Here is a 26380-nt window from a genome sequence, read left to right as displayed (position 1 = left end):
GGATATCCCCTGAGTTGAAAGCCGGATGAGGCAAAACAAACCGCCATTGTACCGGGCGGACGGTCAGTTATCCACATATGAGGTCCTATGCAGACCCGGTGAATAAGCCAAAATCCGACCAAAACATCATCTTGCGGTGTGAATAAGCCCTGTGGATAACGCCACATGAGGGCTATGCACAACCCTGGGTCCTGACCTGTGGATAATTCGCCTGTGGATAAACAGCCTTTTGCTGCACAGGTTTTACGCAGGCCCGGCACAGAGAAGACACCTGTTACCGACAAGGTTTCAAATCTCTGTACAGCTTGCAAATAGTGGGCTGTGACGTGTTATCCACAGAAGGTTATCCACTTAAGATCTATAAGTTCTTCAGAAAAGCTTTTTATATGCCTTTCTTTTTTTTTACATTTTGAGCGTTGGTATGCAGCCCGTCTTTCAACCAGGTCTGACCGCTGACCACTGGGCACCCTTCATTAAGGAATGACTGGTTGGAAATTGACCTATGGGCTTGCTTTCTCTAGAATCGCCGATCTCTTAAAAAGGGGGCCCTTCCGGCCCGTTGTCGACCAACCCAGGTAACACGCCATGAAACGTACTTTCCAACCAAGCACCATCAAGCGCGCACGCACCCACGGTTTCCGTGCCCGTATGGCCACCAAGAACGGCCGCGCCGTTCTGTCGCGTCGTCGTGCCAAAGGCCGTAAGCGTCTGGCCATTTGATTTTTCGGCACAGGTGGTGAGTCAGGACTTCAGTCGGGAAAAGCGACTGCTTACACCCCGGCACTTCAAAGCGGTCTTCGACTCCCCAACCGGCAAGGTTCCAGGGAAAAACCTGCTTATCCTTGCCCGCGAGAACGGCCTCGATCACCCACGCCTCGGCCTGGTGATCGGCAAAAAGAGCGTCAAGCTCGCCGTTCAACGCAATCGCCTGAAACGCCTGATGCGCGATTCGTTCCGCCTGAACCAGCAGATGTTGGCGGGTTTGGATATCGTGATCGTCGCGCGCAAGGGGTTGGGCGAAGTGGAAAACCCAGAATTGCACCAACACTTTGGCAAGCTCTGGAAGCGACTGGCTCGCAGTCGGCCCTCTCCAGCGGTCAACGCCAATCCCGCAGGGGTAGACAGTCACAATGCGTAAACTGGCCCTCGTTCCGATCCAGTTCTACCGTTACGCCATCAGCCCACTGATGGCCAGTCACTGTCGTTTCTATCCCAGCTGTTCCTGTTACGCATACGAAGCCATCGAAAATCATGGCCTCTTGCGTGGTGGGTGGCTGGCCGTTCGTCGCCTGGGGCGTTGTAATCCGTGGAACGACGGCGGTTTCGATCCCGTTCCACCAGCTCCTTCCTCCCGAACTTCTTCGATAGCCGAGTAATCATGGATATTAAACGCACGATCCTGATCGTCGCCCTGGCAATCGTGTCCTACGTCATGGTCCTGAAATGGAACCAGGACTACGGCCAGGCTGCCCTGCCGACTCAGAATACTGCTGCCAGCACTGCTGCCCCGGCCCTGCCGGATACCGTCCCGGCCGGAACCGCCGGCGCCAGCGCCGATGTGCCGAGCGCCAATGCTGAATCCAGCCCTGCGGAACTTGCTCCGGTTGCACTGAGCAAGGACCTGATCCGGGTCAAGACCGACGTCCTGGACCTGGCTATCGACCCGGTCGGTGGTGACATCGTCCAGCTGACCCTGCCGAAGTACCCACGCCGCCAGGACCATCCGGACATCCCGTTCCAGCTGTTCGACAACGGTGGCGAGCGTGTCTACCTGGCGCAAAGCGGCCTGACCGGCGCCAACGGCCCGGATGCCCGCTCCACCGGTCGCCCGCTGTATGCCGCGGAGCAGAAGAGCTTCCAGCTGGCCGACGGCCAGGATCAACTGGTAGTCGACCTGAAGTTCAGCGAGAACGGCGTCAACTACATCAAGCGCTTCAGCCTCAAGCGCGGTGAGTACGACCTGACCGTCAGCTACCTGATCGACAACCAGAGCGGCCAGGCGTGGAACGGCAACCTGTTTGCCCAGCTCAAGCGCGATGCCAGCGGCGACCCGTCGTCGAGTACTGCCACCGGCACCGCTACCTACCTGGGCGCCGCCCTGTGGACAGCTGCCGAGCCGTACAAGAAAGTGTCGATGAAAGACATCGACAAGGGCAGTTTGAAAGAAAATGTGACCGGCGGCTGGGTAGCCTGGCTGCAGCACTACTTCGTGACCGCCTGGATCCCGGCCAAGGGCGACAACAACGCCGTCCAGACCCGCAAGGACAGCCAGGGCAACTACATCATCGGTTACACCGGCCCGGCACTCAGCGTTCCTGCTGGCGGCAAGGCCGAAACCAGCGCCATGCTGTACGCCGGCCCGAAGATCCAGTCCAAGCTCAAAGAGTTGTCCCCAGGCCTGGAACTGACCGTCGACTACGGCTTCCTGTGGTTCATTGCCCAGCCGATCTTCTGGCTGCTGCAACATATCCACAGCCTGCTCGGTAACTGGGGCTGGTCGATCATCGTCCTGACCATGCTCATCAAGGGCCTGTTCTTCCCGCTGTCGGCTGCCAGCTATCGCTCGATGGCGCGCATGCGTGCCGTGGCGCCGAAGCTTGCCGCACTGAAGGAACGCTTCGGTGACGATCGCCAGAAGATGTCCCAGGCGATGATGGAGCTGTACAAGAAAGAGAAGATCAACCCGCTGGGCGGCTGCCTGCCGATCCTGGTGCAGATGCCGGTGTTCCTGGCCCTGTACTGGGTACTGCTGGAAAGCGTCGAGATGCGCCAGGCCCCATGGCTGCTGTGGATCACCGACCTGTCGATCAAGGATCCGTTCTTCATCCTGCCGATCATCATGGGCGCGACCATGTTCATCCAGCAGCGCCTGAACCCGACGCCGCCGGATCCGATGCAGGCCAAGGTGATGAAAATGATGCCGATCATCTTCACCTTCTTCTTCCTGTGGTTCCCGGCTGGCCTGGTGCTGTACTGGGTTGTGAACAACTGCCTGTCGATCAGCCAGCAGTGGTACATCACTCGCCGTATCGAGGCCGCGACCAAAAACGCAGCCGCTTGACAGGCCGCTACGCTAGCCTGTGAATAAAAACGCCCCCTCGTGGGGCGTTTTTGCTATCTGTCTTTCGAATTCGTTGTAGAGGCTTCGAGCATGAATATTGTGCGTGAAACCATCGCCGCCATCGCCACCGCCCAGGGCCGCGGCGGTGTAGGTATCGTCCGGTTGTCCGGCCCACTGGCCAGCCAGGCCGGGCAGGCTATCACCGGTCGCTGCCTGACCCCGCGCCACGCCCACTACGGCCCGTTCCGCGATGCCGATGGCCTGGTGCTGGACGAGGGCATCGCGTTGTTCTTCCCCGGGCCGAACTCGTTCACCGGCGAGGATGTGCTGGAACTGCAGGGCCATGGCGGCCCCGTGGTGATGGACATGCTGCTGCAGCGCTGCCTGCAACTGGGCTGCCGCCTGGCGCGGCCTGGCGAGTTCAGCGAGCGTGCGTTCCTCAATAACAAGCTCGACCTGGCCCAGGCCGAGGCCATTGCCGACCTGATCGAGGCGAGCTCTACCCAGGCAGCGCGCAATGCCTTGCGCTCACTGCAGGGAGCATTCTCCAAGCGTGTGCATGGGCTGACCGAGGCGCTGATTGCCTTGCGCATCTATGTCGAAGCCGCCATCGACTTCCCGGAAGAAGAAATCGACTTTCTCGCCGATGGCCATGTGTTGCGCATGCTCGATGATGTACGCACCGAGTTGTCCACAGTGCAGCGCGAAGCCGGGCAGGGCGCCTTGTTGCGCGATGGCATGACCGTGGTCATCGCTGGCCGGCCGAACGCCGGCAAGTCCAGCCTGCTCAACCAGCTGGCCGGCCGTGAAGCGGCGATCGTCACCGATATCGCCGGCACCACCCGGGACATCCTGCGTGAACATATCCACATCGACGGCATGCCGCTGCATGTGGTCGACACCGCAGGCCTGCGCAATACCGATGATCATGTGGAAAAGATCGGTGTAGAGAGGGCGTTGAAGGCCATCAACGAGGCCGATCGGGTGCTGTTGGTGGTCGACTCGACGGCGCCTGAAGCCAGCGATCCTTTTGCCCTTTGGCCAGAATTCCTCGATCAGCGCCCAGATCCGTCCAAGGTCACCCTGATCCGCAACAAGGCCGACCTCAGTGGCGAGCAGATCGGCCTGGAGCTGAGTGACGACGGGCACGCGACCATTACCCTGAGTGCCAATGACCGCGACATGGGCTTGGACTTGCTGCGTGATAATCTCAAGGCCTGCATGGGCTATGAACAGACCGCGGAAAGCAGCTTCAGCGCACGCCGCCGCCACCTGGAAGCGCTGCGCCAGGCGAGTAGCCATCTTGAACACGGCCGTGCTCAGCTGACCCTTGCTGGCGCTGGCGAGTTGCTGGCAGAAGACCTTCGTCAGGCTCAGCAAGCCCTGGGTGAGATCACCGGGGCATTCAGCTCGGACGATCTGCTGGGGCGAATCTTCTCCAGCTTCTGCATCGGCAAGTAATCCCTTCCCGGCTTCCCCTGCAAGCGCTGCCTGGCGCTTGTTGCGGGGAACCATGCGGTAACCCCCCTCAAGATCCCTCGCTATACGACCGTTCGTCGCCTGAATTTTTCATCAACAGGCAGGCGAACGCTCGCCTGTGCTCTGTGGAAAACTCACCTTCAGCGCCGTTGATAACCGCGCTTTTTTGTTGAGGAAAACGCGGCCTGTGGGTAACCAGCACTTTCATCCACAGGTTAAACAACCTTGTCCAGACCCCACAGGGCTACTTAGGCCCAGGGTTATGAATCGCTGTACATCCCGTGGTTAAAGGCCTACAGGTAGTTATCAACAGACGGATGGGGCCCTAAACATAAACATAAAAACAAAGCTTTTATAAATTTTTCTTCTTTGATTTCTATTGCCTGCCACTCATCCACAGCCTGGTCAAAATTTGCTCAGACGGTTTCTTTGAAGGGGGGTAAGTCCCTATACTTGTCCGCTTACCTTCTCTATTCGTAAAAACAGGCACGAGGTGCGTGGTGGATTTCCCTTCCCGTTTTGAAGTGATCGTCATCGGCGGCGGCCATGCCGGTACCGAGGCTGCGCTTGCGTCTGCACGCATGGGTGTGAAAACCCTGCTGTTGACCCATAACGTGGAAACCCTCGGTCACATGAGCTGCAACCCGGCCATCGGTGGCATCGGTAAAAGCCATCTGGTCAAAGAAATCGATGCGCTCGGTGGCGCCATGGCGCTGGCCACCGACAAGAGCGGCATCCAGTTCCGCATCCTGAACAACCGCAAGGGCCCGGCCGTACGCGCCACCCGGGCACAGGCCGACCGCGCCATCTACAAGGCGGTGGTGCGCGAAATCCTGGAAAACCAGCCGAACCTGTGGATATTCCAGCAGTCCTGCGATGACCTGATCGTTGAGCAGGACCAGGTGAAGGGTGTGGTCACGCAGATGGGCCTGCGTTTCTTCGCCGAGAGCGTGGTACTGACCACCGGCACTTTCCTCGGTGGACTTATCCACATCGGCCTGCAGAACCATTCCGGCGGTCGCGCCGGCGACCCGCCTTCGATTGCCCTGGCCCATCGCATGCGCGAACTGCCGCTGCGCGTCGGCCGGCTGAAAACCGGCACACCGCCGCGCATCGATGGCCGCTCGGTGGATTTCTCGGTAATGACCGAGCAGCCCGGCGACACGCCGATCCCGGTGATGTCGTTCATGGGCAATGCCCAGATGCACCCGCGCCAGGTGAGCTGCTGGATTACCCACACCAATGCGCGCACCCACGAAATCATTGCCTCGAACCTCGACCGTTCGCCGATGTACTCGGGTGTGATCGAAGGCATCGGCCCGCGCTATTGCCCGTCGATCGAAGACAAGATCCATCGCTTCGCCGACAAGGAAAGCCACCAGGTGTTCATCGAGCCGGAAGGCCTGACCACCCATGAGCTGTACCCCAACGGCATCTCGACTTCGCTGCCGTTCGACGTGCAGCTGGAGCTTGTCCGCTCGATCCGCGGCATGGAAAACGCCCACATCGTTCGCCCGGGCTACGCCATCGAGTACGACTACTTCGACCCGCGCGACCTCAAGTACAGCCTCGAGACCAAGGTCATCGGCGGGCTGTTCTTCGCGGGCCAGATCAACGGCACCACCGGTTACGAAGAGGCCGGCGCACAGGGCCTGCTGGCCGGGACCAACGCTGCGTTGCGCGCGCAGGGCCGCGAAAGCTGGTGCCCGCGCCGTGACGAGGCCTACATCGGTGTGCTGGTCGACGACCTGATCACCCTGGGTACCCAAGAGCCTTACCGCATGTTCACCTCGCGCGCCGAATACCGGCTGATCCTGCGCGAAGACAACGCCGACCTGCGCCTGACCGAAAAAGGCCGCGAGCTGGGTTTGATCGACGACGAGCGCTGGGCCGCCTTCAGCGCCAAGCGCGAAGGCATCGAGCGCGAAGAGCAGCGCCTGAAAAGCACCTGGGTGCGCCCGGGCACGCCACAAGGCCAGGCCATTGTGGATAAGTTCGCGACCCCACTGAACCATGAGTACAGCCTGCTCAACCTGCTGGCTCGCCCGGAAGTCGACTACGCTGGCCTGATCGAAGCCACCGGCGGCGAAGTGATCGATCCACAGGTTGCCGAGCAGGTCGAGATCAAGACCAAGTACGCCGGCTACATCGACCGTCAGCAGGACGAGATCGCCCGGCTGCGTGCCAGTGAAGACACTCGCCTGCCTGTGGATATCGACTACACCTCGATTTCCGGCTTGTCCAAGGAGATCCAGGGCAAGCTTGGCGAAACCCGTCCAGAAACGCTTGGCCAGGCTTCACGTATCCCGGGTGTCACGCCTGCGGCGATTTCCCTGTTGCTGATTCACTTGAAAAAACGCGGCGCAGGCCGCGAATTGGAGCAAAGCGCTTGAGTTCCCTGGTCACCCCGCAACACGCCGAAGAGTTGTCCACAGGTGCGCGTCAGCTCGGCGTCGAGCTGAGCGCCCAGCAGCACGAACTGCTGCTGGGCTACCTGGCCCTGTTGATCAAATGGAACAAGGCCTACAACCTCACCGCTGTGCGTAACCCGGACGAGATGGTGTCGCGCCACCTGCTCGACAGCCTCAGCGTCATGCCGTTTATCCACAATGACACCCAGCGTTGGCTGGATGTCGGCAGCGGTGGCGGCATGCCCGGCATCCCGTTGGCTATCCTGCATCCGCACAAGCAAGTGACGGTGCTCGACAGCAACGGCAAGAAGACCCGCTTCCTGACCCAGGTGAAAATGGAGCTGAAGCTGGACAACCTCACGGTTATCCACAGCCGGGTAGAAGAGGTTCAGCCCGAGCAGCCGTTCTGCGGGATCATCTCGCGCGCTTTCAGCAGCATGGAAAATTTCACCAACTGGACCCGCCACCTGGGTGACGCCCGCACGCAATGGCTTGCAATGAAAGGGCTGCATCCTGCCGATGAACTGGTAGCATTGCCCGCAGACTTCACAGTGGAAAGCGAGCAGGCCCTGACCGTTCCAGGTTGCCAGGGCCAGCGCCATCTGCTGATACTGCGCCGCAAGGCATGACTGGGAACACACGCAACAATGGCTAAGGTATTCGCAATCGCGAACCAGAAAGGTGGTGTGGGCAAGACCACCACCTGTATCAATCTCGCCGCATCGCTGGCCGCGACCAAGCGCCGCGTGCTGCTGATCGACCTCGATCCGCAGGGCAACGCCACCATGGGCAGCGGTGTGGATAAACACGAGCTCGAACATTCGGTGTACGACCTGCTGATCGGGGAGTGCGACCTGACCCAGGCCATGCACTACTCCGAGCACGGTGGTTACCAACTGCTGCCGGCCAACCGCGACCTGACCGCCGCCGAGGTGGTACTGCTCGAGATGCAGATGAAGGAAAGCCGTCTGCGCAACGCCCTGGCGCCGATCCGCGAGAGCTACGACTACATCCTCATCGACTGCCCGCCGTCGCTGTCGATGCTGACCCTCAATGCCCTGGTTGCCTCCGATGGCGTGATCATCCCCATGCAGTGCGAGTACTACGCACTGGAAGGTCTCAGCGACCTTGTGGATAACATCAAGCGCATCGCCGCACGGTTGAACCCGGCGCTGAAGATCGAAGGCCTGCTGCGGACCATGTACGACCCGCGCCTGAGCCTGAACAACGATGTTTCGGCGCAGCTCAAGGAACACTTCGGCGACCAGCTGTACGACACGGTGATCCCCCGCAACATCCGCCTGGCCGAGGCGCCGAGCTTCGGCATGCCGGCGCTGGCTTACGACAAGCAATCCCGTGGCGCGCTCGCCTATCTTGCGCTTGCCGGGGAACTGGTTCGCCGTCAGCGCCGTCCATCACGCACTGCACAAACAACTTAAGGAATCCGCATGGCCATCAAGAAACGAGGTCTCGGACGTGGGTTGGATGCACTGCTCAGTGGTCCTTCCGTCAGCGCGCTCGAAGAGCAGGCTGTCAAGATCGACCAGAAAGAACTGCAACATCTGCCGGTCGAGCTGATCCAGCGCGGCAAGTACCAGCCTCGCCGTGACATGGACCCCGAGGCGCTGGAAGAACTGGCGCACTCGATCCGCAACCACGGCGTCATGCAACCGATCGTGGTCCGCCCGATCGGCGACAACCGTTACGAGATCATCGCCGGTGAGCGCCGCTGGCGCGCCACCCAGCAGGCCGGCCTGGACAGCATCCCGGCCATGGTCCGCGAGGTGCCCGACGAAGCCGCCATCGCCATGGCGCTGATCGAGAACATCCAGCGTGAAGACCTCAACCCGCTGGAGGAGGCGATTGCCCTGCAGCGCCTGCAGCACGAGTTCGAACTCACCCAGCAGCAGGTGGCCGATGCCGTCGGCAAGTCGCGGGTGACCGTGGCCAACTTGCTGCGCCTGATCTCGCTGCCCGAGGCGATCAAGACCATGCTCGCCCACGGCGACCTGGAGATGGGCCATGCCCGTGCCTTGCTCGGCCTGGACGAAGCTCGACAGGAAGAAGGGGCGCGTCATGTTGTCGCACGTGGCCTTACCGTGCGCCAAACTGAGGCACTGGTGCGCCAGTGGCTCAACGGCAAACCTGATCCGGTCGAACCGAGCAAACCTGATCCGGATATCGCCCGCCTCGAACAGCGTCTGGCAGAGCGCCTGGGCTCGGCGGTGCAAATCCGCCATGGCAACAAGGGCAAGGGCCAGTTGGTCATCCGTTACAACTCGCTTGACGAGTTGCAAGGTGTGCTTGCTCACATCCGCTGAAACAATTCCCGTTGTAGCGTGCAGTCGGAAATCACTACCCAATAGTTGAATAGGGGTTAATCCGCCCCTATACTCTGCGCGCATTTTGTCGGCACAAATTATGCCAAGTCATTGCTGACCAGGTAGTCGACTTCCGAGGAGCAGTTGTGATGGAAATCCGCACGCCAAACCGCCTGCCTTTCCATCGCTGGGCGGTTTTTCCGGTACTGCTGGCTCAATTTGTTGTACTGCTGCTGGCAACATTGGTGTTGTGGCAGTGGAAAGGGGGAGTCAGTGGATATTCAGGCCTCTGCGGGGGACTGATTGCCTGGCTGCCCAATATGTATTTCGCCTGGAAGGCTTTTCGCTTCAGCGGAGCCCGAGCGGCGCAGGCCATCGTCAAGTCGTTTTACGCTGGCGAGGCAGGCAAGATGATTTTGACGGCAGTGCTGTTCGCACTGACCTTCGCAGGAGTGAAGCCATTGGCGCCGTTGGCAGTATTCGGCGTCTTCGTGCTGACCCTTATGGTCAGCTGGTTCGCGCCCCTGCTGATGAATAAAAGACTTTCGAGACCTTAGGGCGTTTGAGGCAACCATGGCAGAAGAAACCGCTTCGGGTTATATCCAGCACCACTTGCAGAACCTGACCTACGGTCAACTACCAGACGGCAGCTGGGGCTTGGCCCATTCGGCTGCAGAAGCCAAGGCAATGGGCTTCTGGGCGTTCCACCTGGACACCCTGGGCTGGTCCGTTGCGATGGGTCTGATCTTCCTGATCATCTTCCGCATGGCCGCCAAGAAGGCGACTTCCGGCCAGCCTGGCGCCCTGCAGAACTTCGTCGAAGTTCTGGTGGACTTCGTCCACGGCAGCGTGAAGGACTCCTTCCACGGCCGCAGCGCGGTGATCGCCCCGCTGGCGCTGACCATCTTCGTCTGGGTGTTCCTGATGAACGCCATCGACCTGGTACCGGTCGACTGGTTGCCATTTGCCGCACAGAAGCTGTCGGGCAACGAGCACATCTTCTTCCGCGCCGTGCCGACCACTGACCCGAATGCGACCCTGGCCATGGCCTTCAGCGTGTTCGCCCTGATCATCTTCTACAGCATCAAGGTCAAGGGCCTCGGCGGCTTCATCGGCGAGCTGACCCTGCACCCGTTCGGCAGCAAGAACATCTTCGTCAAGATCCTGCTGATCCCGGTGAACTTCCTGCTCGAATTCGTCACCCTGATCGCCAAGCCGATCTCGCTGGCACTGCGTCTGTTCGGCAACATGTATGCCGGCGAACTGGTGTTCATCCTGATCGCGGTGATGTTCGGTTCCGGCCTGCTGTGGCTGTCCGGCCTGGGTGTGGTGCTGCAATGGGCGTGGGCGGTGTTCCACATCCTGATCATCACCCTGCAAGCCTTCATCTTCATGATGCTGACCATCGTCTACCTGTCGATGGCGCACGAAGATAACCATTAAGACCGCCTGGCGTGTCTGATAGCCTTCCCCGCCCGTTTGGGGGGAGGGCTTAAAAAGTCCGCAAGGGCATGCTGTACCAAACGATTTGTTTTACCGCTTCAAACTAAAAACCTAACCAATACGACGTAAAAGTCGGGAGGAAAGATGGAAACTGTAGTTGGTCTGACCGCTATCGCTGTTGCTCTGCTGATCGGCCTGGGTGCTCTGGGTACCGCCATTGGTTTCGGCCTGCTGGGCGGCAAATTCCTGGAAGGCGCTGCTCGCCAGCCAGAAATGGTTCCAATGCTGCAGGTTAAAATGTTCATCGTTGCCGGTCTGCTCGACGCCGTAACCATGATCGGTGTTGGTATCGCTCTGTTCTTCACCTTCGCGAATCCCTTCGTTGGTCAGATCGCCGGCTAATCACTCGTTTTTACGAGTTGATTGCTGTGATGGACAAAGACCGAGCGAGGTGTTGGCGTGAACATTAATGCAACCCTGATTGGCCAAACCGTTGCTTTCTTCATTTTCGTAGCTTTCTGCATGAAGTACGTATGGCCTCCGGTCATCACTGCCCTGCAAGAGCGTCAAAAGAAGATCGCCGACGGCTTGGACGCTGCCAACCGCGCAGCTCGCGACCTGGAGCTGGCCCAAGAGAAAGCGGGTCAGCAACTGCGTGAAGCGAAGGCACAGGCAGCCGAAATCATTGAGCAAAGCAAGAAGCGCGCTGCTCAGCTTGTAGACGAGGCCCGTGAACAGGCTCGCGTCGAAGCTGACCGTGTGAAGGCCCAGGCTCTAGCCGAGATCGAACAGGAACTGAACAGCGTCAAAGACGCCCTGCGTGCCCAAGTGGGTGCCCTGGCTGTTGGCGGTGCTGAAAAGATCCTTGGCGCCACAATCGATCAAAACGCGCATGCGGAGCTGGTTAACAAACTGGCCGCTGAAATTTAAGCGAGGGCGATCATGGCAGAACTGACCACGTTGGCCCGACCTTACGCTAAGGCTGCCTTCGAGCACGCCCAGGCCCATCAGCAACTGGCCAATTGGTCAGCCATGCTCGGCCTGGCTGCTGCGGTGTCGCAAGACGACACCATGCAGCGCCTGCTCAAGGCCCCGCAACTGACTAGCGCAAACAAGGCCGCCGCATTCATCGAAGTATGCGGTGACAAGTTCGACACTCAGGCACAGAATTTCATTCATGTTGCCGCGGAAAACGACCGTCTCCTGCTTCTGCCGGAGATTGCCGCTCTGTTCGACCTGTACAAGGCCGAGCAAGAGAAATCCGTGGACGTGGAAGTCACCAGTGCTTTTGCGTTGAACCAAGAACAGCAAGACAAACTCGCCAAGGTTCTCAGTGCACGGCTCAGCCGGGAAGTGCGCCTGCACGCGACGGAGGATGCCAGCCTGATCGGCGGCGTCGTTATCCGCGCCGGCGACCTGGTAATCGATGGCTCGGTTCGCGGCAAAATCGCGAAACTGGCCGAAGCATTGAAATCTTGAGTTTGAAGGGGCAGCAGAGCAATGCAGCAACTCAATCCTTCCGAAATTAGTGAAATCATCAAGGGTCGCATCGAGAAACTCGATGTCGGCTCCCAAGCCCGTAACGAAGGTACCGTCGTTTCGGTTTCCGACGGTATCGTGCGGATCCACGGTCTGGCCGACGTAATGTACGGCGAAATGATCGAGTTCCCGGGCAGCGTCTTCGGTATGGCCCTGAACCTGGAGCAAGACTCCGTAGGTGCAGTGATCCTGGGTGCCTATGACACCCTCGCCGAAGGCATGAGCGCCAAGTGCACCGGCCGCATCCTGGAAGTTCCGGTTGGTAAGGAACTGCTGGGTCGCGTCGTTGACGCACTGGGCAACCCGATCGACGGTAAAGGTCCTCTGGGCAACACCCAGACCGACGCAGTCGAGAAAGTGGCACCAGGCGTGATCTGGCGTAAGTCGGTAGACCAGCCTGTACAGACTGGCTACAAGTCCGTCGACGCCATGATCCCTGTCGGCCGTGGCCAGCGCGAGCTGATCATCGGTGACCGCCAGATCGGCAAGACCGCCATGGCCATCGACGCCATCATCAACCAGAAAGACTCCGGTATTTTCTGCGTTTATGTTGCAGTCGGCCAAAAGCGTTCCACCGTTGCCAACATCGTTCGCAAGCTGGAAGAAGCCGGCGCCTTGGCCAACACCATCGTGGTCGTTGCCAGTGCTTCGGAATCCGCCGCACTGCAGTTCCTGGCGCCATACGCCGGCTGCACCATGGGCGAGTTCTTCCGTGACCGCGGTGAAGATGCCCTGATCGTTTACGATGACCTGTCCAAGCAGGCCGTTGCCTACCGTCAGATCTCCCTGCTGCTGCGCCGTCCACCAGGACGTGAAGCGTACCCAGGCGACGTGTTCTATCTCCACTCCCGTCTGCTGGAGCGTGCATCGCGCGTTTCGGAAGAGTACGTAGAGAAGTTCACCAACGGCGCAGTCACCGGCAAAACCGGTTCCCTGACCGCTCTGCCGATCATCGAAACCCAGGCTGGCGACGTTTCCGCGTTCGTTCCGACCAACGTGATCTCGATCACCGACGGTCAGATCTTCCTGGAATCGGCCATGTTCAACTCGGGCATCCGCCCTGCAGTGAACGCCGGTGTTTCGGTATCCCGCGTAGGTGGTGCCGCTCAGACCAAGATCATCAAGAAGCTGTCCGGTGGTATCCGTACCGCTCTGGCTCAGTACCGTGAACTGGCTGCATTCGCCCAGTTCGCTTCCGATCTGGACGAAGCGACCCGCAAGCAGCTGGAGCATGGTCAGCGCGTAACCGAGCTGATGAAGCAGAAGCAGTACGCGCCAATGTCGATCGCCGACATGGCCCTGTCGCTGTACGCCGCTGAGCGTGGTTTCCTGACTGACGTAGAAGTCTCCAAGGTCGGCAGCTTCGAGCAAGCGCTGATCGCCTTCTTCAACCGTGATCACGCCGAACTGATGGCCAAGATCAACGTGAAGGGTGACTTCAACGACGAAATCGACGCTGGCATGAAAGCCGGTATCGAGAAGTTCAAGGCCACCCAGACCTGGTAAGCCGCAGCGGGGGCTCCGGCCCCCGCTTGCTAACCTGATAGGTGATACATGGCAGGCGCAAAAGAGATTCGCAGTAAGATTGCGAGCATCAAAAGCACGCAAAAAATTACCAGCGCCATGGAGAAAGTGGCGGTAAGCAAGATGCGCAAGGCACAAATGCGCATGGCTGCTAGCCGTCCTTACGCGGAGCGTATCCGCCAGGTGATCGGTCATCTGGCCAACGCCAACCCGGAATACCGCCACCCGTTCATGATCGAGCGCCCTGTAAAGCGCGCCGGTTATATCGTGGTGAGCAGTGACCGTGGTCTGTGCGGTGGCTTGAACACCAACCTGTTCAAGGCCCTGGTCAAGGACATGAGCGCAAACCGCGAACAGGGCGTGGAAATCGACCTGTGCGTGATCGGCAGCAAGGGTGCGACTTTCTTCCGCATCTTTGGCGGCAACGTCGTAGCAGCGATCAGCCACCTGGGCGAAGAGCCATCGATCAACGATCTGATCGGCTCCGTCAAAGTGATGCTGGACGCCTACCTGGACGGCCGTATCGATCGCCTTTCGGTGGTTTCGAACAAGTTCATCAACACCATGACCCAAAAACCGACGGTCGAGCAATTGGTACCGTTGGTGGCAACCCCGGATCAGGATCTCAAGCATCACTGGGATTACCTGTACGAACCCGACGCAAAAGAGCTGCTGGACGGCTTGATGGTGCGTTACGTGGAGTCGCAGGTATACCAGGCGGTGGTCGAGAACAACGCTGCTGAACAAGCGGCCCGGATGATCGCCATGAAGAACGCCACAGACAACGCCGGTGATTTGATCAAAGAGCTGCAGTTGATCTACAACAAGGCGCGTCAGGCTGCGATCACCCAGGAGATCTCGGAAATCGTCGGCGGCGCTGCCGCGGTTTAACGGTTCAAAAATTCAGAGGATCCAGCTATGAGTAGCGGACGTATCGTTCAAATCATCGGCGCCGTCATCGACGTGGAATTCCCACGTGACGTCGTGCCGAGTGTTTACAACGCGCTGAAAGTACAAGGCGCGGAAACCACCCTGGAAGTTCAGCAGCAGCTGGGCGACGGCGTGGTTCGTACCATTGCGATGGGCTCGACCGAAGGCCTGAAGCGCGGTCTGGATGTCGTCGACACCGGCGCTGCCATTTCCGTTCCAGTTGGTAAGGCCACTCTGGGCCGTATCATGGACGTTCTGGGCAACCCAATCGACGAAGCCGGCCCGATCGGCGAAGAAGAGCGTCGCGGTATCCACCAGCCAGCGCCTTCGTTCGCTGACCAGGCAGGCGGCAACGACCTGCTGGAAACCGGCATCAAGGTTATCGACCTGGTTTGCCCGTTCGCCAAGGGTGGTAAGGTTGGTCTGTTCGGTGGTGCCGGTGTCGGCAAGACCGTAAACATGATGGAACTGATCCGTAACATCGCCATGGAACACAGCGGTTACTCCGTGTTCGCTGGTGTGGGTGAGCGTACTCGTGAGGGTAACGACTTCTACCACGAGATGAAGGACTCCAACGTTCTCGACAAAGTAGCCTTGGTCTACGGTCAGATGAACGAGCCACCAGGAAACCGTCTGCGCGTAGCGCTGACCGGCCTGACCATGGCTGAGAAGTTCCGTGACGAAGGTAACGACGTTCTGCTGTTCGTCGACAACATCTATCGTTACACCCTGGCCGGTACCGAAGTATCCGCACTGCTGGGCCGTATGCCTTCGGCAGTAGGTTACCAGCCGACCCTGGCTGAAGAGATGGGCGTTCTGCAAGAGCGCATCACCTCCACCAAGGAAGGTTCGATCACCTCCGTTCAGGCCGTATACGTACCTGCGGACGACTTGACCGACCCGTCGCCAGCGACCACCTTCGCCCACTTGGACGCCACCGTCGTTCTGTCCCGTGACATCGCCTCCCTGGGTATCTACCCAGCGGTCGACCCACTGGACTCGACTTCGCGTCAGCTGGACCCGAACGTGATCGGCAACGAGCACTACGACACCGCTCGTGGCGTTCAGTATGTTCTGCAGCGCTACAAAGAGCTGAAAGACATCATCGCCATCCTGGGTATGGACGAACTGTCCGAAGCCGACAAGCAACTGGTAGCCCGCGCTCGTAAGATCCAGCGCTTCCTGTCGCAGCCGTTCTTCGTGGCCGAAGTCTTCACCGGCTCGCCAGGCAAGTACGTTTCGCTCAAGGACACCATCGCTGGCTTCAGCGGCATCCTCAAAGGTGACTACGACCACCTGCCAGAACAAGCGTTCTACATGGTCGGCAGCATCGACGAAGCGATCGAGAAAGCCAAGAAACTGTAATTCATGCGCCCCGCAAGGGGCGCTATCAGGTTGAGGCAAGCAGATGGCTATGACAGTCCATTGCGACATCGTCAGCGCGGAAGGAGAGATCTTCTCCGGCCTGGTCGAGATGGTAGTTGCGCACGGTAACCTGGGTGATCTTGGTATCGCTCCGGGCCACGCGCCGCTGATCACCAATCTCAAGCCTGGTCCGATCACGCTGACCAAGCAGGGTGGCACTCAAGAGGTGTTCTACATCTCCGGTGGCTTCCTCGAAGTGCAGCCGAACATGGTCAAGGTTCTTGCCGACACCGTGCAGCGCGCTGCCGACCTGGACGAAGCTCAGGCTCAGGAAGCCCTCAAGGCTGCTGAGAACGCGCTGAACACTAAAGGCTCGGACTTCGACTACGGCGCTGCTGCCGCACGTCTGGCCGAGGCTGCAGCTCAGCTGCGTACTGTCCAGCAATTGCGCAAAGGCAAGTAACCTGGCTTTTGCCGGTCACTTCCGCTGCGATTGAGTTAAAGGGTAGCCTCGGCTACCCTTTTTCTTTTTCAAGAATTTAGTCCCCGGTCATTTCCCTGACCGCCCAGGATTGGTAGCCAGTCAATGTCCCTCGATATCGTCATTCTCGCCGCAGGCCAAGGCACCCGCATGCGCTCGGCACTGCCGAAGGTGCTGCACCCGGTAGCCGGCAACTCCATGCTTGGCCATGTTATCCACAGCGCTCGCCAACTGCAGCCCACGGGCATCCACGTGGTCATTGGCCACGGTGCCGAGCTTGTGCGTGAACGTTTGGCCGCGGACGACCTGAACTTCGTCATGCAGGACCAGCAGCTGGGCACTGGCCACGCTGTCGCCCAGGCCCTGCCGGCAGTCACCGCCGATACCGTACTGGTGCTGTATGGCGATGTGCCGCTGATCGAGGTGGAAACCCTGCAGCGCCTGCTGGCCAAGGTCAGCGCCAGCCAGCTGGGCCTGCTGACGGTCAACCTCGCCGACCCGACCGGCTATGGCCGCATTGTGCGTAACGAGCAAGGCGCGGTCACCGCAATCGTCGAGCATAAGGATGCCAGCGAAGCGCAGAAGGCGATCAAAGAGGGCAACACCGGTATCCTCGCCATGCCAGCGGCTCGCCTGGCCGACTGGATGGGCCGCCTGTCCAACAACAACGCCCAGGGCGAGTACTACCTTACCGACGTCATCGCCATGGCTGTGGCCGATGGCCTGGTGGTCGCCACCGAGCAGCCCCACGACCCGATGGAAGTGCAGGGTGCCAACGACCGCCGCCAGCTGGCGGAGCTTGAGCGTCACTATCAACTGCGCGCTGGCCACCGTCTGATGGCCCAGGGCGTCACCCTGCGCGACCCGGCGCGTTTCGATGTGCGTGGTGAGGTCAGCGTTGGGCGTGATGTGCTGATCGATATCAACGTCATCCTCGAGGGCAAGGTGGTCATCGAGGACAACGTGCAGATCGGCCCCAATTGCGTGATCAAGGACAGTACCCTGCGCAAGGGTGTGGTGATCAAGGCCAACAGCCATCTTGACGGTGCCGTGATGGGCGAAGGCAGCGATGCCGGCCCGTTCGCTCGCCTGCGCCCGGGCAGCGTGCTGGAGGCCAAGGCCCATGTGGGTAACTTCGTCGAGCTGAAGAACGCCCACCTCGGCGAAGGTGCCAAGGCTGGCCATCTGACTTACCTGGGCGATGCCGAGATCGGCGCGCGTACCAACATCGGTGCGGGCACCATCACCTGCAACTACGACGGTGCCAACAAGTTCCGCACTGTGATGGGCGAGGACGTGTTCATCGGCTCCAACAACTCACTGGTCGCGCCTGTGGAAATCCAGGCTGGGGCCACTACTGCGGCGGGCTCGACCATCACCCAGACGGTTGAGGCCGGGCAGTTGGGTGTGGCACGTGCGCGCCAGCGCAACATCGAAGGCTGGAAACGGCCGGAGAAGATCAAGAAGAGCTGAGTTATCCACAGCGGTTTCGATCGAAAGCCGGCTTATGTGAATAAGCCGGCTTTTTTGTCGATGCTTGCTCGATCATTGTGGGAGCGGACTTGCCCCGCGATAACGTCGATGGCCATTCGCGAAGCAAGCCATTTCTCACGATGTGTACCCGTGTCTTGACTGAACATCGATTTTAGGTTTTGATTGCGCCACTTAACTTTCGAATCGAAACTTAAAGCGGCCATGTCGAAACGAAACACCCCCCAGCGTCGCCACAACATCCTGGCTTTGCTCTCCGAGCAGGGCGAGGTGAGCGTCGATGCTCTGGCCAAACGTTTCGAAACCTCGGAAGTGACCATCCGCAAGGACCTCGCTGCCCTGGAAGCCAACGGCCTGCTGTTGCGCCGTTACGGTGGTGCCGTGACCATGCCCCAGGAGCTGCTGGCGGAGACGGTACAGCCGGTGTCGCAGTACAAGCAGGCCATCGCCCGGGCCGCAGTCGAACGCATCCGTGAGCACGCGCGCATCATCATCGACAGCGGCAGCACCACCGCGGCAATGATCCCCCAGCTCGGGCGCCAGCCTGGCCTGGTGGTGATGACCAACTCGCTCAACGTGGCCCGCGCCATCAGCGAGCAGGAACACGAGCCGGTGCTGCTGATGACTGGCGGCACCTGGGACCCGCATTCGGAGTCGTTCCAGGGCCAGGTGGCCGAGCAGGTTCTACGCTCATACGATTTCGACCAGCTGTTCATCGGTGCCGACGGCATCGACCTGGAACGTGGCACCACCACCTTCAACGAATTGCTGGGCCTGAGCCGGGTCATGGCCGAGGTGGCCCGCGAGGTGATCGTGATGGTCGAGTCGGACAAGGTTGGCCGCAAGATCCCCAACCTGGAGCTGCCCTGGAGCAGCGTCAACACCCTTATTACCGATGATCGCCTGCCCGCCGAGGCACGCGACCGCATTCAAGCCCGCGGCATCAATCTGATCTGCGCCGCTATCAGCTAGGAGCAACAACTTATGTGTGGAATCGTTGGTGCCGTTGCCGAGCGCAATATCACAGCAATCCTCATCGAAGGCCTCAAGCGGCTCGAGTACCGTGGCTATGACAGTGCCGGCCTGGCCGTCTACAGCCAGCAGGGCGGCCTCGAGCGTCGCCGCCGTATCGGCAAGGTCAGCGAGCTGCAAGCCGCCGTCAGCGCCGAACCGCTGGCCGGGCAGCTGGGTATCGCCCACACCCGTTGGGCCACCCACGGTGCACCGACCGAGGCCAACGCCCACCCGCACTTCTCTGGCCATGACGTGGCCGTGGTGCACAACGGCATCATCGAAAACCACGAAGCCCTGCGCGAAGAGCTCAAGCAGCTGGGTTACGTGTTCACCTCGCAAACCGACACCGAGGTGATCGTTCACCTGATCCACCACCTGCTCAAGACCATTCCAGACCTGACCGATGCCCTCAAGGCCGCGGTCAAGCGCCTGCATGGCGCCTATGGCCTGGCCGTGATCAGCGCCAGCCAGCCAGACCGCTTGGTCGCTGCCCGCAGCGGCAGCCCGCTGGTGATCGGCCTGGGCCATGGCGAGAACTTCCTGGCGTCCGACCAGTTGGCCCTGCGCCAGGTCACCGACCGCTTCATGTACCTGGAAGAGGGTGACATCGCCGAGATCCGCCGTGACCAGGTACAGATCTGGGACCAGGCCGGCCAGCCGGTTCAGCGCGAGACGGTGCAGTACCACGAAGGCGCCGAAGCCGCAGAGAAGGGCAACTATCGCCACTTCATGCTCAAGGAGATCCACGAGCAACCGACCGTGGTGCAGCGCACCCTCGAAGGCCGTCTGGCCAAGGACCACGTGATGGTCCAGGCTTTCGGCCCGCAGGCCGCCGAGTTGTTCGCCAAGGTGCGCAACGTGCAGATCGTCGCCTGTGGTACCAGCTACCACGCCGGCATGGTCGCCCGTTACTGGCTCGAAGAGCTGGCCGGCATTCCCTGCCAGGTGGAAGTGGCCAGCGAGTTCCGCTACCGCAAGGTGGTGGTGCAGCAGGACACCCTGTTCGTCTCCATCTCGCAGTCCGGCGAAACCGCCGATACCCTGGCCGCCCTGCGCAATGCCAAGGAACTGGGCTTCCTCGGCAGCCTGGCGATCTGCAACAAGGGCATCAGCTCGCTGGTGCGCGAATCCGACCTGACCCTGCTGACCCTGGCCGGCCCGGAAATCGGCGTCGCCTCCACCAAGGCCTTCACCACCCAGTTGGTGTCGCTGATGCTGCTGACCCTGGCCCTGGGCCAGGTGCGCGGCACGCTGCAGGACGGCGTCGAAGCCGAACTGGTTGAAGAACTGCGCCGCCTGCCGGCCCGCCTGAGCGAAGCCCTGGCGATGGACGGCGTGGTGGAGAAGATCGCCGAGCTGTTCGCCGACAAGCACCACACCCTGTTCCTTGGCCGTGGCGCCCAGTACCCGGTGGCCATGGAAGGTGCGCTCAAGCTCAAGGAAATTTCCTATATCCACGCCGAAGCCTACCCGGCCGGTGAGCTCAAGCACGGCCCCTTGGCGCTGGTCGACAACGACATGCCGGTGGTCACCGTGGCGCCGAACAACGAGCTGCTGGAAAAGCTCAAGTCCAACCTGCAGGAAGTGCGCGCCCGTGGCGGCGAGCTGGTGGTGTTCGCGGACGAGAACGCCGGCATGAGCAACGGCGAGGGCACCCACGTGATCAAGGTGCCGCACATCGCTGACGCCCTGGCACCGATCCTCTACACCATCCCGCTGCAACTGCTGTCGTACTACGTTGCCGTGCTCAAGGGCACCGACGTCGACCAGCCGCGCAACCTGGCCAAGTCGGTGACGGTGGAGTAACAGACAGGCTCTGCGCTCAAGTTGGTTCTGAGAATTAAAGCTGTCGCACCGCAATAAAAACTGTCGCTGACGGAGGGAGCCTTAACCGGCTCCCTTCTTCGTTGCGCCCATCCTTTCAGCTGTTGCGCTCACTGAAACCTGTGTCGGCGCTCGTCCATGCCTCTCCAAATCCAACCCGATGAATCGCTCGCCTCACGATCATCACATCAGCTTAGAAAGCAAAGCACGAACAACCCAATGCCCCCCAGAACCCCTGGAAGTCGCTGACTGGCACCTTGGAGTGGCGCGCCTGTTCATGGCTGTGCGCATGCACCCCGCATGGCCCCGAACACTGGTGCACGGCGGCCGCCAGCGACGGCGTACCCACACGCCAGTGCCCCGGCACCTTGGCCACAGGAGACCATTCGGGCAGCACCGGTACCTGTGGCGGGCCCAGCTTGTCGAACTCGGCAGCGCCGTACACCACCTTGCCATCGACCACCGTCAGCACCGACTCGATGCCCTTGATGGCCTCTTCATCGACGCTGAAGAAGTCCAGCGACAACGCCGCCAGGTCTGCCAGCTGGCCCACCTTGATCTGGCCCTTCTTGCCCTGCTCGCTGGAGAACCAGGCGCTGCCCTGGGTGAACAGCTGCAGCGCGGTGTCGCGGCTCAGGCCTTCGGGGTACAGCGCCATGCCGCCCACGGTCTTGGCGCTGACCAGCCAGTACAGCGAGGTCCACGGGTTGTAGCTGGACACGCGGGTGGCGTCGGTACCGGCACCCACTGGCACGCCCATGTCGAGCATGCGTTGGATCGGTGGGGTCTGCTCGGCCGCCTTGGCGCCATAGCGGTCGACGAAGTATTCGCCCTGGAAGGCCATGCGATCCTGGATGGCGATGCCGCCGCCCAGCGCCCGCACACGTTCGATGTTCTCTGGGGTGATGGTCTCGGCGTGATCGAAGAACCACGGCAGGCCATTGAACGGGATGTCGCGGTTGACCTTCTCGAACACGTCGAGCATGCGCGTGATCGATTCGTTGTAGGTGGCGTGCAGGCGGAACGGCCAGCGTTGCTCCACCAGGTGGCGCACCACAGGCTCCAGTTCCTGCTCCATGGTCTGCGGCAGGTCCGGGCGCGGTTCGAGGAAGTCCTCGAAGTCGGCGGCGGAGAACACCAGCATCTCGCCGGCACCGTTGTGGCGCAGGAAGTCGGTGCCGCTGTGCAGCTTGACGCTGGCGGTCCACTTCTTGAAGTCGTCCAGCTCTTCCTTGGGCTTCTGGGTGAACAGGTTGTAGGCGATGCGCACGGTCAGCTGGTTGTTGTCGGCCAGCTCCTGGATCACCGAGTAGTCGTCGGGGAAGTTCTGATAACCGCCGCCGGCATCGATGGCGCTGGTCAGGCCCAGACGGTTGAGCTCACGCATGAACTGGCGGGTCGAGTTGACCTGGTACTCCAGCGGCAGCTTCGGCCCCTTGGCCAGGGTGGCGTAGAGGATCATCGCGTTGGGCCGGGCGATGAGCATGCCGGTCGGGTTGCCGAACTTGTCGCGCTGGATTTCGCCACCCGGCGGGTTGGGCGTGTCCTTGCTGTAGCCCACTGCCTTGAGCGCGGCGCGGTTGAGCAGGGCACGGTCGTACAGGTGCAGCAGGAACACCGGGGTGTCGGGGGCGGCCTGGTTGATTTCTTCCAGGGTGGGCATGCGCTTTTCGGCGAACTGGAATTCGTTCCAGCCGCCGACCACCCGTACCCACTGCGGGGTCGGCGTGCGGGCCGCCTGGTCCTTGAGCATGCGCAGGGCGTCGGCCACCGATGGCACGCCTTCCCAGCGCAGTTCCAGGTTGTAGTTGAGGCCGCCGCGGATCAGGTGCAGGTGCGAGTCATTGAGCCCCGGGATCACCGTGCGCTGTTTGAGGTCGATGATCTGCGTGGTGGCGCCTTTGTGGGCCATGGCCTGGGCATCGTTGCCCACCGCGATGAACTTGCCGTCCTTGATGGCGACGGCGGTGGCAGTGGGGTTTTCACGGTCGACGGTGTGCAGTTTGCCGTTGAACAGGATGAGGTCGGCGGTCATGGAACCTCCTTGAATGGATGCTTGGGCGGAACCGGCTGCGCCGGTGAAGGGCAATGCAGACCAGACCGCGCCGGCGGCACAGAGCACGGTGCTGGTGGCGAGGAACTGGCGACGAGTCTTGTCGTTTTGATCCAGGGACATATTCAACTCAGTGTGAGTGCGGCGGCGACAGGCGTAACCGTAGAGCATGCCAGCTGCCATATGGCTGAGGATTGGAGGGATGTGCGGTTGACTATTGCTCAGCCACGCAGCCAGTTTGCACAGCGACGAGTTACCCAAGGCATGATGTAGAACACCACGGGCAAGATGACGAACACGTTGACGATCAGGTTGCTAGTGATTACGCCGCCCAGCTGCGGAAGGCGTGCAAAGAACGGGGCCAGTAGCTGCGGGATGATCATGGTCATCGGGCAAATCACGAGGTAGGTCAGCAGCGCTTGCTTCCAGCGCGGCGGTTGCGGCGCGCTGACGCTCGGCGGGGTGAACCAGAACTCTGGGTCCTCATGTACCTGGATATGGTCGCCACCTTCGATTAGCGGCAGAACTTCCTCTACCAGCGCTTGGCGTTCCGTTGAATTGACCCAGGCCTGCAGCAGGCTGGAGTCGGCGAAGCGGACCACGGTGGTGTAAAGCAAGCCACCATCGTCGGGACGGATAACGTTGGCATCTAAATGACCAGGCTGGCGACGCGCAGCGCTTACCGTGCGCTTGAGCCATTGCTCGTAATTTGCCAGCGAGTCAGCACGAGCCTTGTGTTGGATAACCAAAGTGACCACGTTGCGGTTGGCCTGGAGTGCGGTGTTCATCGACGTTCCTTGGGATGAGCTTGCCCGCATCCACCGTGCAACAGTGAACGGGCAGAGATTGAGATGGAGATGCTGCCCATAGCGGGTACCGACTGGCGGTGCCCGGGGCGGTCGGCTTACTTGTTGGCGTTGAAGGCGTTGTAGCTGGTCATCAGTTGTGCGCCGGCCTGGCTCATGCGGTCATGGGCGGCGTCACAGGTCATGGCGTTGAAAGTGCCGGAGACATCGGTGACCACGAACACGTCGAACTCTTCTTCCATGGCATACATCTCCGGTCTTGAGTGGGGGTCACTTCAAATGAACCTTCAGCTCTTCGGAAGCCTGCAGCATTGCAGAGCGTACTGCTGGAACCTGGCTGACCACGTTCAGCAAGCCGTAGTCATGGATCATGCCGTTGTAGCGCAGCGCAGTGACCGGCACGCCGGCTTGGTCCAGTTTGCGAGCGTAGGCTTCCCCTTCGTCACGCAGCACATCGGCACTCGCGGTCTGGACCAGCGCTGGCGGCAGGCCTTTCAACTGCTCAGTGGTAGCGCGCAACGGCGAGGCGTAGATCTCGGCACGTTGCTTGGGGTCGGTGGTGTAGTTGTCCCAGAACCACTTCATCATGTTCTTGGTGAGGAAGTGCCTCTCGGCGTACTGGTTGTACGAAGCTGTCTCGAAGTTGGCGTCGGTCACTGGCCACAGCAGCACCTGGTACTTGATGGCCGGGGTACCTTTATCCTTGGCCATCAGGCTGACCACGGCTGCCATGTTGCCGCCGACGCTGTTGCCTGCTACAGCCAGGCGCTTACCGTCGACATTGATTTCCTTGCCGTGCTCGGCCACCCATTTGGTTGCCGCGTAGGCTTGGTTGATTGCTGTCGGGTAGTGCGCTTCAGGGGACGGGGTGTAATTGACGAACACCGCCACCGCCCCGGAACCGGCGACCAGATCGCGGACCAGGCGCTCATGGGTCGGGAAGTCGCCGAGCACCCAGCCACCGCCGTGGAAGTACATGAACACAGGCAAGGTCCCCTTCACACCCGCCGGACGCACGATGGTCAAGCTGATGTCCTGGCCGTCGACAGTGATGGTCTTCTCGCTGACATCCGCCTCGGGCAGTGTCAGTTTCACTCCGGCCTGAGCGCCGGTCAGTACCGCGCGGGCGTCTTTCGGCGAAAGCTGCTCGATGGGTTTACCACTGCCTGAGTTCAGTACATCGAGGAATGCCTGGGTGTTGTGTTCGACGCCAGAGTCAGCGAATGCGTTACCGATCGACAAGGTAAGGAGCGAGCCAACGAGTGCTTTGGTCAAAACGTTCATTTCATATCTCCTGTTTCTGGTGAGGCAGGAAGTTAGACGGTGACGTGCAGACGGACATCGACGTTGCCACGGGTTGCGTTGGAGTACGGGCACACTTGGTGGGCCGCCTCCACCAACGCTTGTGCATCGGCTTGTTCCAGACCTGGCAGGTTGATGTTCAGATCGATATCCAGGCCAAAGCCGCCTGGGATCTGGCCAATGCCGACCCGCGCAGTGATTGAGGCGTCGGCTGGAATGCTGCGTTTGCTCTGGCTGGCGACGAACTTCAGTGCACCGATGAAGCAGGCCGAGTAACCAGCGGCGAACAGTTGCTCAGGGTTGGTGGCATTACCACCGGCACCGCCCAATTCCTTCGGAGTGGTCAGTTTCACGTCGAGGTTCTTGTCGCTGGAGATGGCTCGGCCATCACGACCACCGGTTGCGGTTGCGACTGCGGTGTAGAGAACTTTCATGGCTTTCCTTACTTTTGAATGTCTTCGGGAACAGGATGCGAGCGCCTGACTCGAGCAGCGCTGGGCATTGGAAATCCACAGAGGTTCCAGGCCAGGCTCGTTGACTCGGTTCGGTCGACTGCGCACCCTTCGCAAGTCTGTGAACAGCCCCTAGGGCAGGGGCTGGCGATGGCTCAGACAGATGCAGCGACAGGCGCCAAGGTGGGGCCATGCTGAACGCGCTCAGGTGCCTTGTGCACCATGGTGTAGGCGTAGTCGACGCCCATGCCATATGCACCGGAATGTTCCTTTACCAGTTCCATTACGGCGTCGTAGGTGTCGCGGTTCTTCCAGTCGCGTTGCCATTCCAGCAGCACCTGCTGCCAGGTCACCGGTACCACGCCGGCTTGGATCATGCGCTGCATGGCGTAATCGTGGGCTTCTTTGGTGGTGCCGCCGGAGGCGTCTGCAACCATATAGATTTCATAGCCGGCATCGTTCATTGCCGACAGGGCGAAGGTGGCGTTGCATACCTCGGTCCACAAACCGGAGACGATGATCTTGTTGCGACCATTTCTCTTGAGTGCGTCGCGCACCTTCTGATCATCCCAGGAATTCATGGAGGTGCGCTCCAGCAGCGGAGCGTCCGGGAATACAGCGAGCAGCTCGGGGTAAGTGTGACCTGAGAAGCTTTCTGTCTCGACCGTGGTGAAGGTGGTGGGGACATTAAAAATCTTCGCGGCCTTGGCCAAGGCAACGGTGTTGTTTTTCAGTGTTTGCCGGTCAATGCTCTGAACGCCGAAGGCCATCTGTGGCTGCTGATCGATGAAGATCAGTTGGCTGTTAAGCGGGGTCAGGACTTCAGTTTTAGGATTGTTCATTTTTGTTTCCTTTCAGCTTGATGATGTTCAATCGCACCTGTC

26 protein-coding genes and 1 pseudogene are annotated in these 26380 nt (G+C 60.4%); 21 read left to right on the top strand and 6 right to left on the bottom strand.

The annotated features are described in order from the left end of the window. Positions 1-585: 585 nt before the first annotated feature. From rpmH to glmS, 21 genes are all read left to right on the top strand, one after another. Complete coding sequence (gene rpmH, locus LOY51_RS26945; protein ID WP_003253163.1) at positions 586-720, top strand: 50S ribosomal protein L34; 135 nt, start codon at positions 586-588, stop codon at positions 718-720. A 13-nt stretch (positions 721-733) separates the two neighbouring features. Next, positions 734-1138, top strand: a complete 405-nt coding sequence (rnpA, locus tag LOY51_RS26940; RefSeq protein ID WP_125466272.1) for a ribonuclease P protein component — start codon at positions 734-736, stop codon at positions 1136-1138. Continuing rightward, a complete protein-coding gene (gene yidD / locus LOY51_RS26935; RefSeq protein WP_101322785.1) occupies positions 1131-1376 on the top strand; it encodes a membrane protein insertion efficiency factor YidD in 246 nt (81 codons plus the stop codon). The genes rnpA and yidD overlap by 8 nt, the downstream gene beginning before the upstream one ends. A 2-nt stretch (positions 1377-1378) precedes the next feature. Next, positions 1379-3061: a membrane protein insertase YidC gene (gene yidC, locus LOY51_RS26930; RefSeq protein ID WP_125861215.1), complete on the top strand. Its 1683-nt coding sequence runs from the start codon at positions 1379-1381 to the stop codon at positions 3059-3061. A gap of 90 nt (positions 3062-3151) precedes the next feature. Continuing rightward, positions 3152-4522: a tRNA uridine-5-carboxymethylaminomethyl(34) synthesis GTPase MnmE gene (gene mnmE, locus LOY51_RS26925; protein WP_125861213.1), complete on the top strand. Its 1371-nt coding sequence runs from the start codon at positions 3152-3154 to the stop codon at positions 4520-4522. A gap of 518 nt (positions 4523-5040) precedes the next feature. Continuing rightward, positions 5041-6933 (top strand): tRNA uridine-5-carboxymethylaminomethyl(34) synthesis enzyme MnmG, encoded by a 1893-nt coding sequence (gene mnmG / locus LOY51_RS26920; protein ID WP_110994055.1) that lies wholly within the window; start codon positions 5041-5043, stop codon positions 6931-6933. Next, complete coding sequence (rsmG, locus tag LOY51_RS26915; protein WP_125861211.1) at positions 6930-7580, top strand: 16S rRNA (guanine(527)-N(7))-methyltransferase RsmG; 651 nt, start codon at positions 6930-6932, stop codon at positions 7578-7580. The genes mnmG and rsmG overlap by 4 nt, the downstream gene beginning before the upstream one ends. Positions 7581-7598: 18 nt before the next feature. Further along, positions 7599-8390, top strand: a complete 792-nt coding sequence (locus tag LOY51_RS26910) for a ParA family protein (protein ID WP_110994053.1) — start codon at positions 7599-7601, stop codon at positions 8388-8390. Positions 8391-8399: 9 nt separating this feature from the next. Next, positions 8400-9272, top strand: a complete 873-nt coding sequence (locus LOY51_RS26905; protein WP_125466131.1) for a ParB/RepB/Spo0J family partition protein — start codon at positions 8400-8402, stop codon at positions 9270-9272. Positions 9273-9421: 149 nt separating this feature from the next. Beyond that, entirely contained in the window at positions 9422-9829 is a 408-nt protein-coding gene (locus LOY51_RS26900; protein ID WP_110994051.1) for a F0F1 ATP synthase subunit I, read from the top strand. Between the two features lie 16 nt (positions 9830-9845). After that, positions 9846-10715, top strand: coding sequence for a F0F1 ATP synthase subunit A (atpB, locus tag LOY51_RS26895; RefSeq protein ID WP_125466130.1), 870 nt, complete (start codon positions 9846-9848; stop codon positions 10713-10715). 144 nt (positions 10716-10859) lie between these two features. Then, positions 10860-11117 (top strand): F0F1 ATP synthase subunit C, encoded by a 258-nt coding sequence (gene atpE / locus LOY51_RS26890; RefSeq protein ID WP_003097235.1) that lies wholly within the window; start codon positions 10860-10862, stop codon positions 11115-11117. A gap of 57 nt (positions 11118-11174) precedes the next feature. Beyond that, positions 11175-11645 (top strand): F0F1 ATP synthase subunit B, encoded by a 471-nt coding sequence (locus tag LOY51_RS26885; RefSeq protein ID WP_125466129.1) that lies wholly within the window; start codon positions 11175-11177, stop codon positions 11643-11645. A 12-nt stretch (positions 11646-11657) separates the two neighbouring features. Then, entirely contained in the window at positions 11658-12194 is a 537-nt protein-coding gene (locus LOY51_RS26880) for a F0F1 ATP synthase subunit delta (protein ID WP_110994048.1), read from the top strand. Positions 12195-12215: 21 nt separating this feature from the next. Beyond that, positions 12216-13760, top strand: a complete 1545-nt coding sequence (gene atpA, locus LOY51_RS26875; protein WP_110994047.1) for a F0F1 ATP synthase subunit alpha — start codon at positions 12216-12218, stop codon at positions 13758-13760. Between the two features lie 48 nt (positions 13761-13808). Beyond that, on the top strand, positions 13809-14669 hold the full coding sequence (atpG, locus tag LOY51_RS26870) for a F0F1 ATP synthase subunit gamma (RefSeq protein WP_003253195.1): 861 nt from the start codon (positions 13809-13811) through the stop codon (positions 14667-14669). 27 nt (positions 14670-14696) lie between these two features. After that, positions 14697-16073, top strand: a complete 1377-nt coding sequence (atpD, locus tag LOY51_RS26865; protein WP_016394322.1) for a F0F1 ATP synthase subunit beta — start codon at positions 14697-14699, stop codon at positions 16071-16073. 43 nt (positions 16074-16116) lie between these two features. Beyond that, a complete protein-coding gene (locus tag LOY51_RS26860) occupies positions 16117-16536 on the top strand; it encodes a F0F1 ATP synthase subunit epsilon (protein ID WP_054893003.1) in 420 nt (139 codons plus the stop codon). 123 nt (positions 16537-16659) lie between these two features. Then, positions 16660-18027, top strand: a complete 1368-nt coding sequence (gene glmU, locus LOY51_RS26855) for a bifunctional UDP-N-acetylglucosamine diphosphorylase/glucosamine-1-phosphate N-acetyltransferase GlmU (RefSeq protein WP_125466128.1) — start codon at positions 16660-16662, stop codon at positions 18025-18027. A 222-nt stretch (positions 18028-18249) separates the two neighbouring features. Further along, a complete protein-coding gene (locus LOY51_RS26850; RefSeq protein WP_125466127.1) occupies positions 18250-19017 on the top strand; it encodes a DeoR/GlpR family DNA-binding transcription regulator in 768 nt (255 codons plus the stop codon). A gap of 12 nt (positions 19018-19029) precedes the next feature. Continuing rightward, complete coding sequence (gene glmS, locus LOY51_RS26845; RefSeq protein WP_258643805.1) at positions 19030-20865, top strand: glutamine--fructose-6-phosphate transaminase (isomerizing); 1836 nt, start codon at positions 19030-19032, stop codon at positions 20863-20865. A gap of 211 nt (positions 20866-21076) precedes the next feature. Here the strand turns inward: glmS and LOY51_RS26840 are convergent, their stop codons facing one another. The 6 genes and pseudogenes from LOY51_RS26840 to LOY51_RS26815 all read right to left on the bottom strand — a co-directional run bounded on the left by LOY51_RS26840 (position 21077) and on the right by LOY51_RS26815 (position 26338). Continuing rightward, on the bottom strand, positions 21077-22918 hold the full coding sequence (locus LOY51_RS26840; protein WP_258646726.1) for an amidohydrolase: 1842 nt from the start codon (positions 22916-22918) through the stop codon (positions 21077-21079). Between the two features lie 239 nt (positions 22919-23157). Further along, a complete protein-coding gene (locus tag LOY51_RS26835; protein WP_125861207.1) occupies positions 23158-23724 on the bottom strand; it encodes an antibiotic biosynthesis monooxygenase in 567 nt (188 codons plus the stop codon). A 116-nt stretch (positions 23725-23840) separates the two neighbouring features. Next, positions 23841-23999, bottom strand: a pseudogene (locus LOY51_RS26830) (hydrolase); the annotation flags it as partial. A 13-nt stretch (positions 24000-24012) separates the two neighbouring features. Next, positions 24013-25026, bottom strand: coding sequence for an alpha/beta hydrolase (locus tag LOY51_RS26825; RefSeq protein WP_258643803.1), 1014 nt, complete (start codon positions 25024-25026; stop codon positions 24013-24015). 32 nt (positions 25027-25058) lie between these two features. Then, positions 25059-25478, bottom strand: coding sequence for an organic hydroperoxide resistance protein (locus LOY51_RS26820; RefSeq protein WP_125861204.1), 420 nt, complete (start codon positions 25476-25478; stop codon positions 25059-25061). Between the two features lie 173 nt (positions 25479-25651). After that, a complete protein-coding gene (locus tag LOY51_RS26815; RefSeq protein WP_085717858.1) occupies positions 25652-26338 on the bottom strand; it encodes a hydrolase in 687 nt (228 codons plus the stop codon). Between the last annotated feature and the right edge of the window lie 42 nt (positions 26339-26380).

It is taken from the genome of Pseudomonas sichuanensis (assembly GCF_024749065.1).
GTDB lineage: Bacteria > Pseudomonadota > Gammaproteobacteria > Pseudomonadales > Pseudomonadaceae > Aquipseudomonas > Aquipseudomonas sichuanensis.
The sequence above is the reverse complement of the archived record's forward strand: the minus strand, read 5'-3'. Positions and strand labels throughout refer to the sequence as shown.

Bases quoted from the DNA above. Each gene is read 5' to 3' on its own strand.
- LOY51_RS26840 (WP_258646726.1), bottom strand. From the start codon at position 22,918: ATGACCGCCGACCTCATCCTGTTCAACGGCAAACTGCACACCGTCGAC.
- LOY51_RS26820 (WP_125861204.1), bottom strand. From the start codon at position 25,478: ATGAAAGTTCTCTACACCGCAGTCGCAACCGCAACCGGTGGTCGTGAT.
- LOY51_RS26815 (WP_085717858.1), bottom strand. From the start codon at position 26,338: ATGAACAATCCTAAAACTGAAGTCCTGACCCCGCTTAACAGCCAACTG.
- LOY51_RS26825 (WP_258643803.1), bottom strand. From the start codon at position 25,026: ATGAACGTTTTGACCAAAGCACTCGTTGGCTCGCTCCTTACCTTGTCG.
- atpG (WP_003253195.1), top strand. From the start codon at position 13,809: ATGGCAGGCGCAAAAGAGATTCGCAGTAAGATTGCGAGCATCAAAAGC.
- LOY51_RS26850 (WP_125466127.1), top strand. From the start codon at position 18,250: ATGTCGAAACGAAACACCCCCCAGCGTCGCCACAACATCCTGGCTTTG.
- LOY51_RS26905 (WP_125466131.1), top strand. From the start codon at position 8,400: ATGGCCATCAAGAAACGAGGTCTCGGACGTGGGTTGGATGCACTGCTC.
- LOY51_RS26880 (WP_110994048.1), top strand. From the start codon at position 11,658: ATGGCAGAACTGACCACGTTGGCCCGACCTTACGCTAAGGCTGCCTTC.
- LOY51_RS26835 (WP_125861207.1), bottom strand. From the start codon at position 23,724: ATGAACACCGCACTCCAGGCCAACCGCAACGTGGTCACTTTGGTTATC.
- yidC (WP_125861215.1), top strand. From the start codon at position 1,379: ATGGATATTAAACGCACGATCCTGATCGTCGCCCTGGCAATCGTGTCC.
- atpE (WP_003097235.1), top strand. From the start codon at position 10,860: ATGGAAACTGTAGTTGGTCTGACCGCTATCGCTGTTGCTCTGCTGATC.
- LOY51_RS26910 (WP_110994053.1), top strand. From the start codon at position 7,599: ATGGCTAAGGTATTCGCAATCGCGAACCAGAAAGGTGGTGTGGGCAAG.
- LOY51_RS26860 (WP_054893003.1), top strand. From the start codon at position 16,117: ATGGCTATGACAGTCCATTGCGACATCGTCAGCGCGGAAGGAGAGATC.
- yidD (WP_101322785.1), top strand. From the start codon at position 1,131: ATGCGTAAACTGGCCCTCGTTCCGATCCAGTTCTACCGTTACGCCATC.
- glmU (WP_125466128.1), top strand. From the start codon at position 16,660: ATGTCCCTCGATATCGTCATTCTCGCCGCAGGCCAAGGCACCCGCATG.
- rpmH (WP_003253163.1), top strand. From the start codon at position 586: ATGAAACGTACTTTCCAACCAAGCACCATCAAGCGCGCACGCACCCAC.
- atpD (WP_016394322.1), top strand. From the start codon at position 14,697: ATGAGTAGCGGACGTATCGTTCAAATCATCGGCGCCGTCATCGACGTG.
- glmS (WP_258643805.1), top strand. From the start codon at position 19,030: ATGTGTGGAATCGTTGGTGCCGTTGCCGAGCGCAATATCACAGCAATC.
- mnmE (WP_125861213.1), top strand. From the start codon at position 3,152: ATGAATATTGTGCGTGAAACCATCGCCGCCATCGCCACCGCCCAGGGC.
- LOY51_RS26900 (WP_110994051.1), top strand. From the start codon at position 9,422: ATGGAAATCCGCACGCCAAACCGCCTGCCTTTCCATCGCTGGGCGGTT.
- atpA (WP_110994047.1), top strand. From the start codon at position 12,216: ATGCAGCAACTCAATCCTTCCGAAATTAGTGAAATCATCAAGGGTCGC.
- atpB (WP_125466130.1), top strand. From the start codon at position 9,846: ATGGCAGAAGAAACCGCTTCGGGTTATATCCAGCACCACTTGCAGAAC.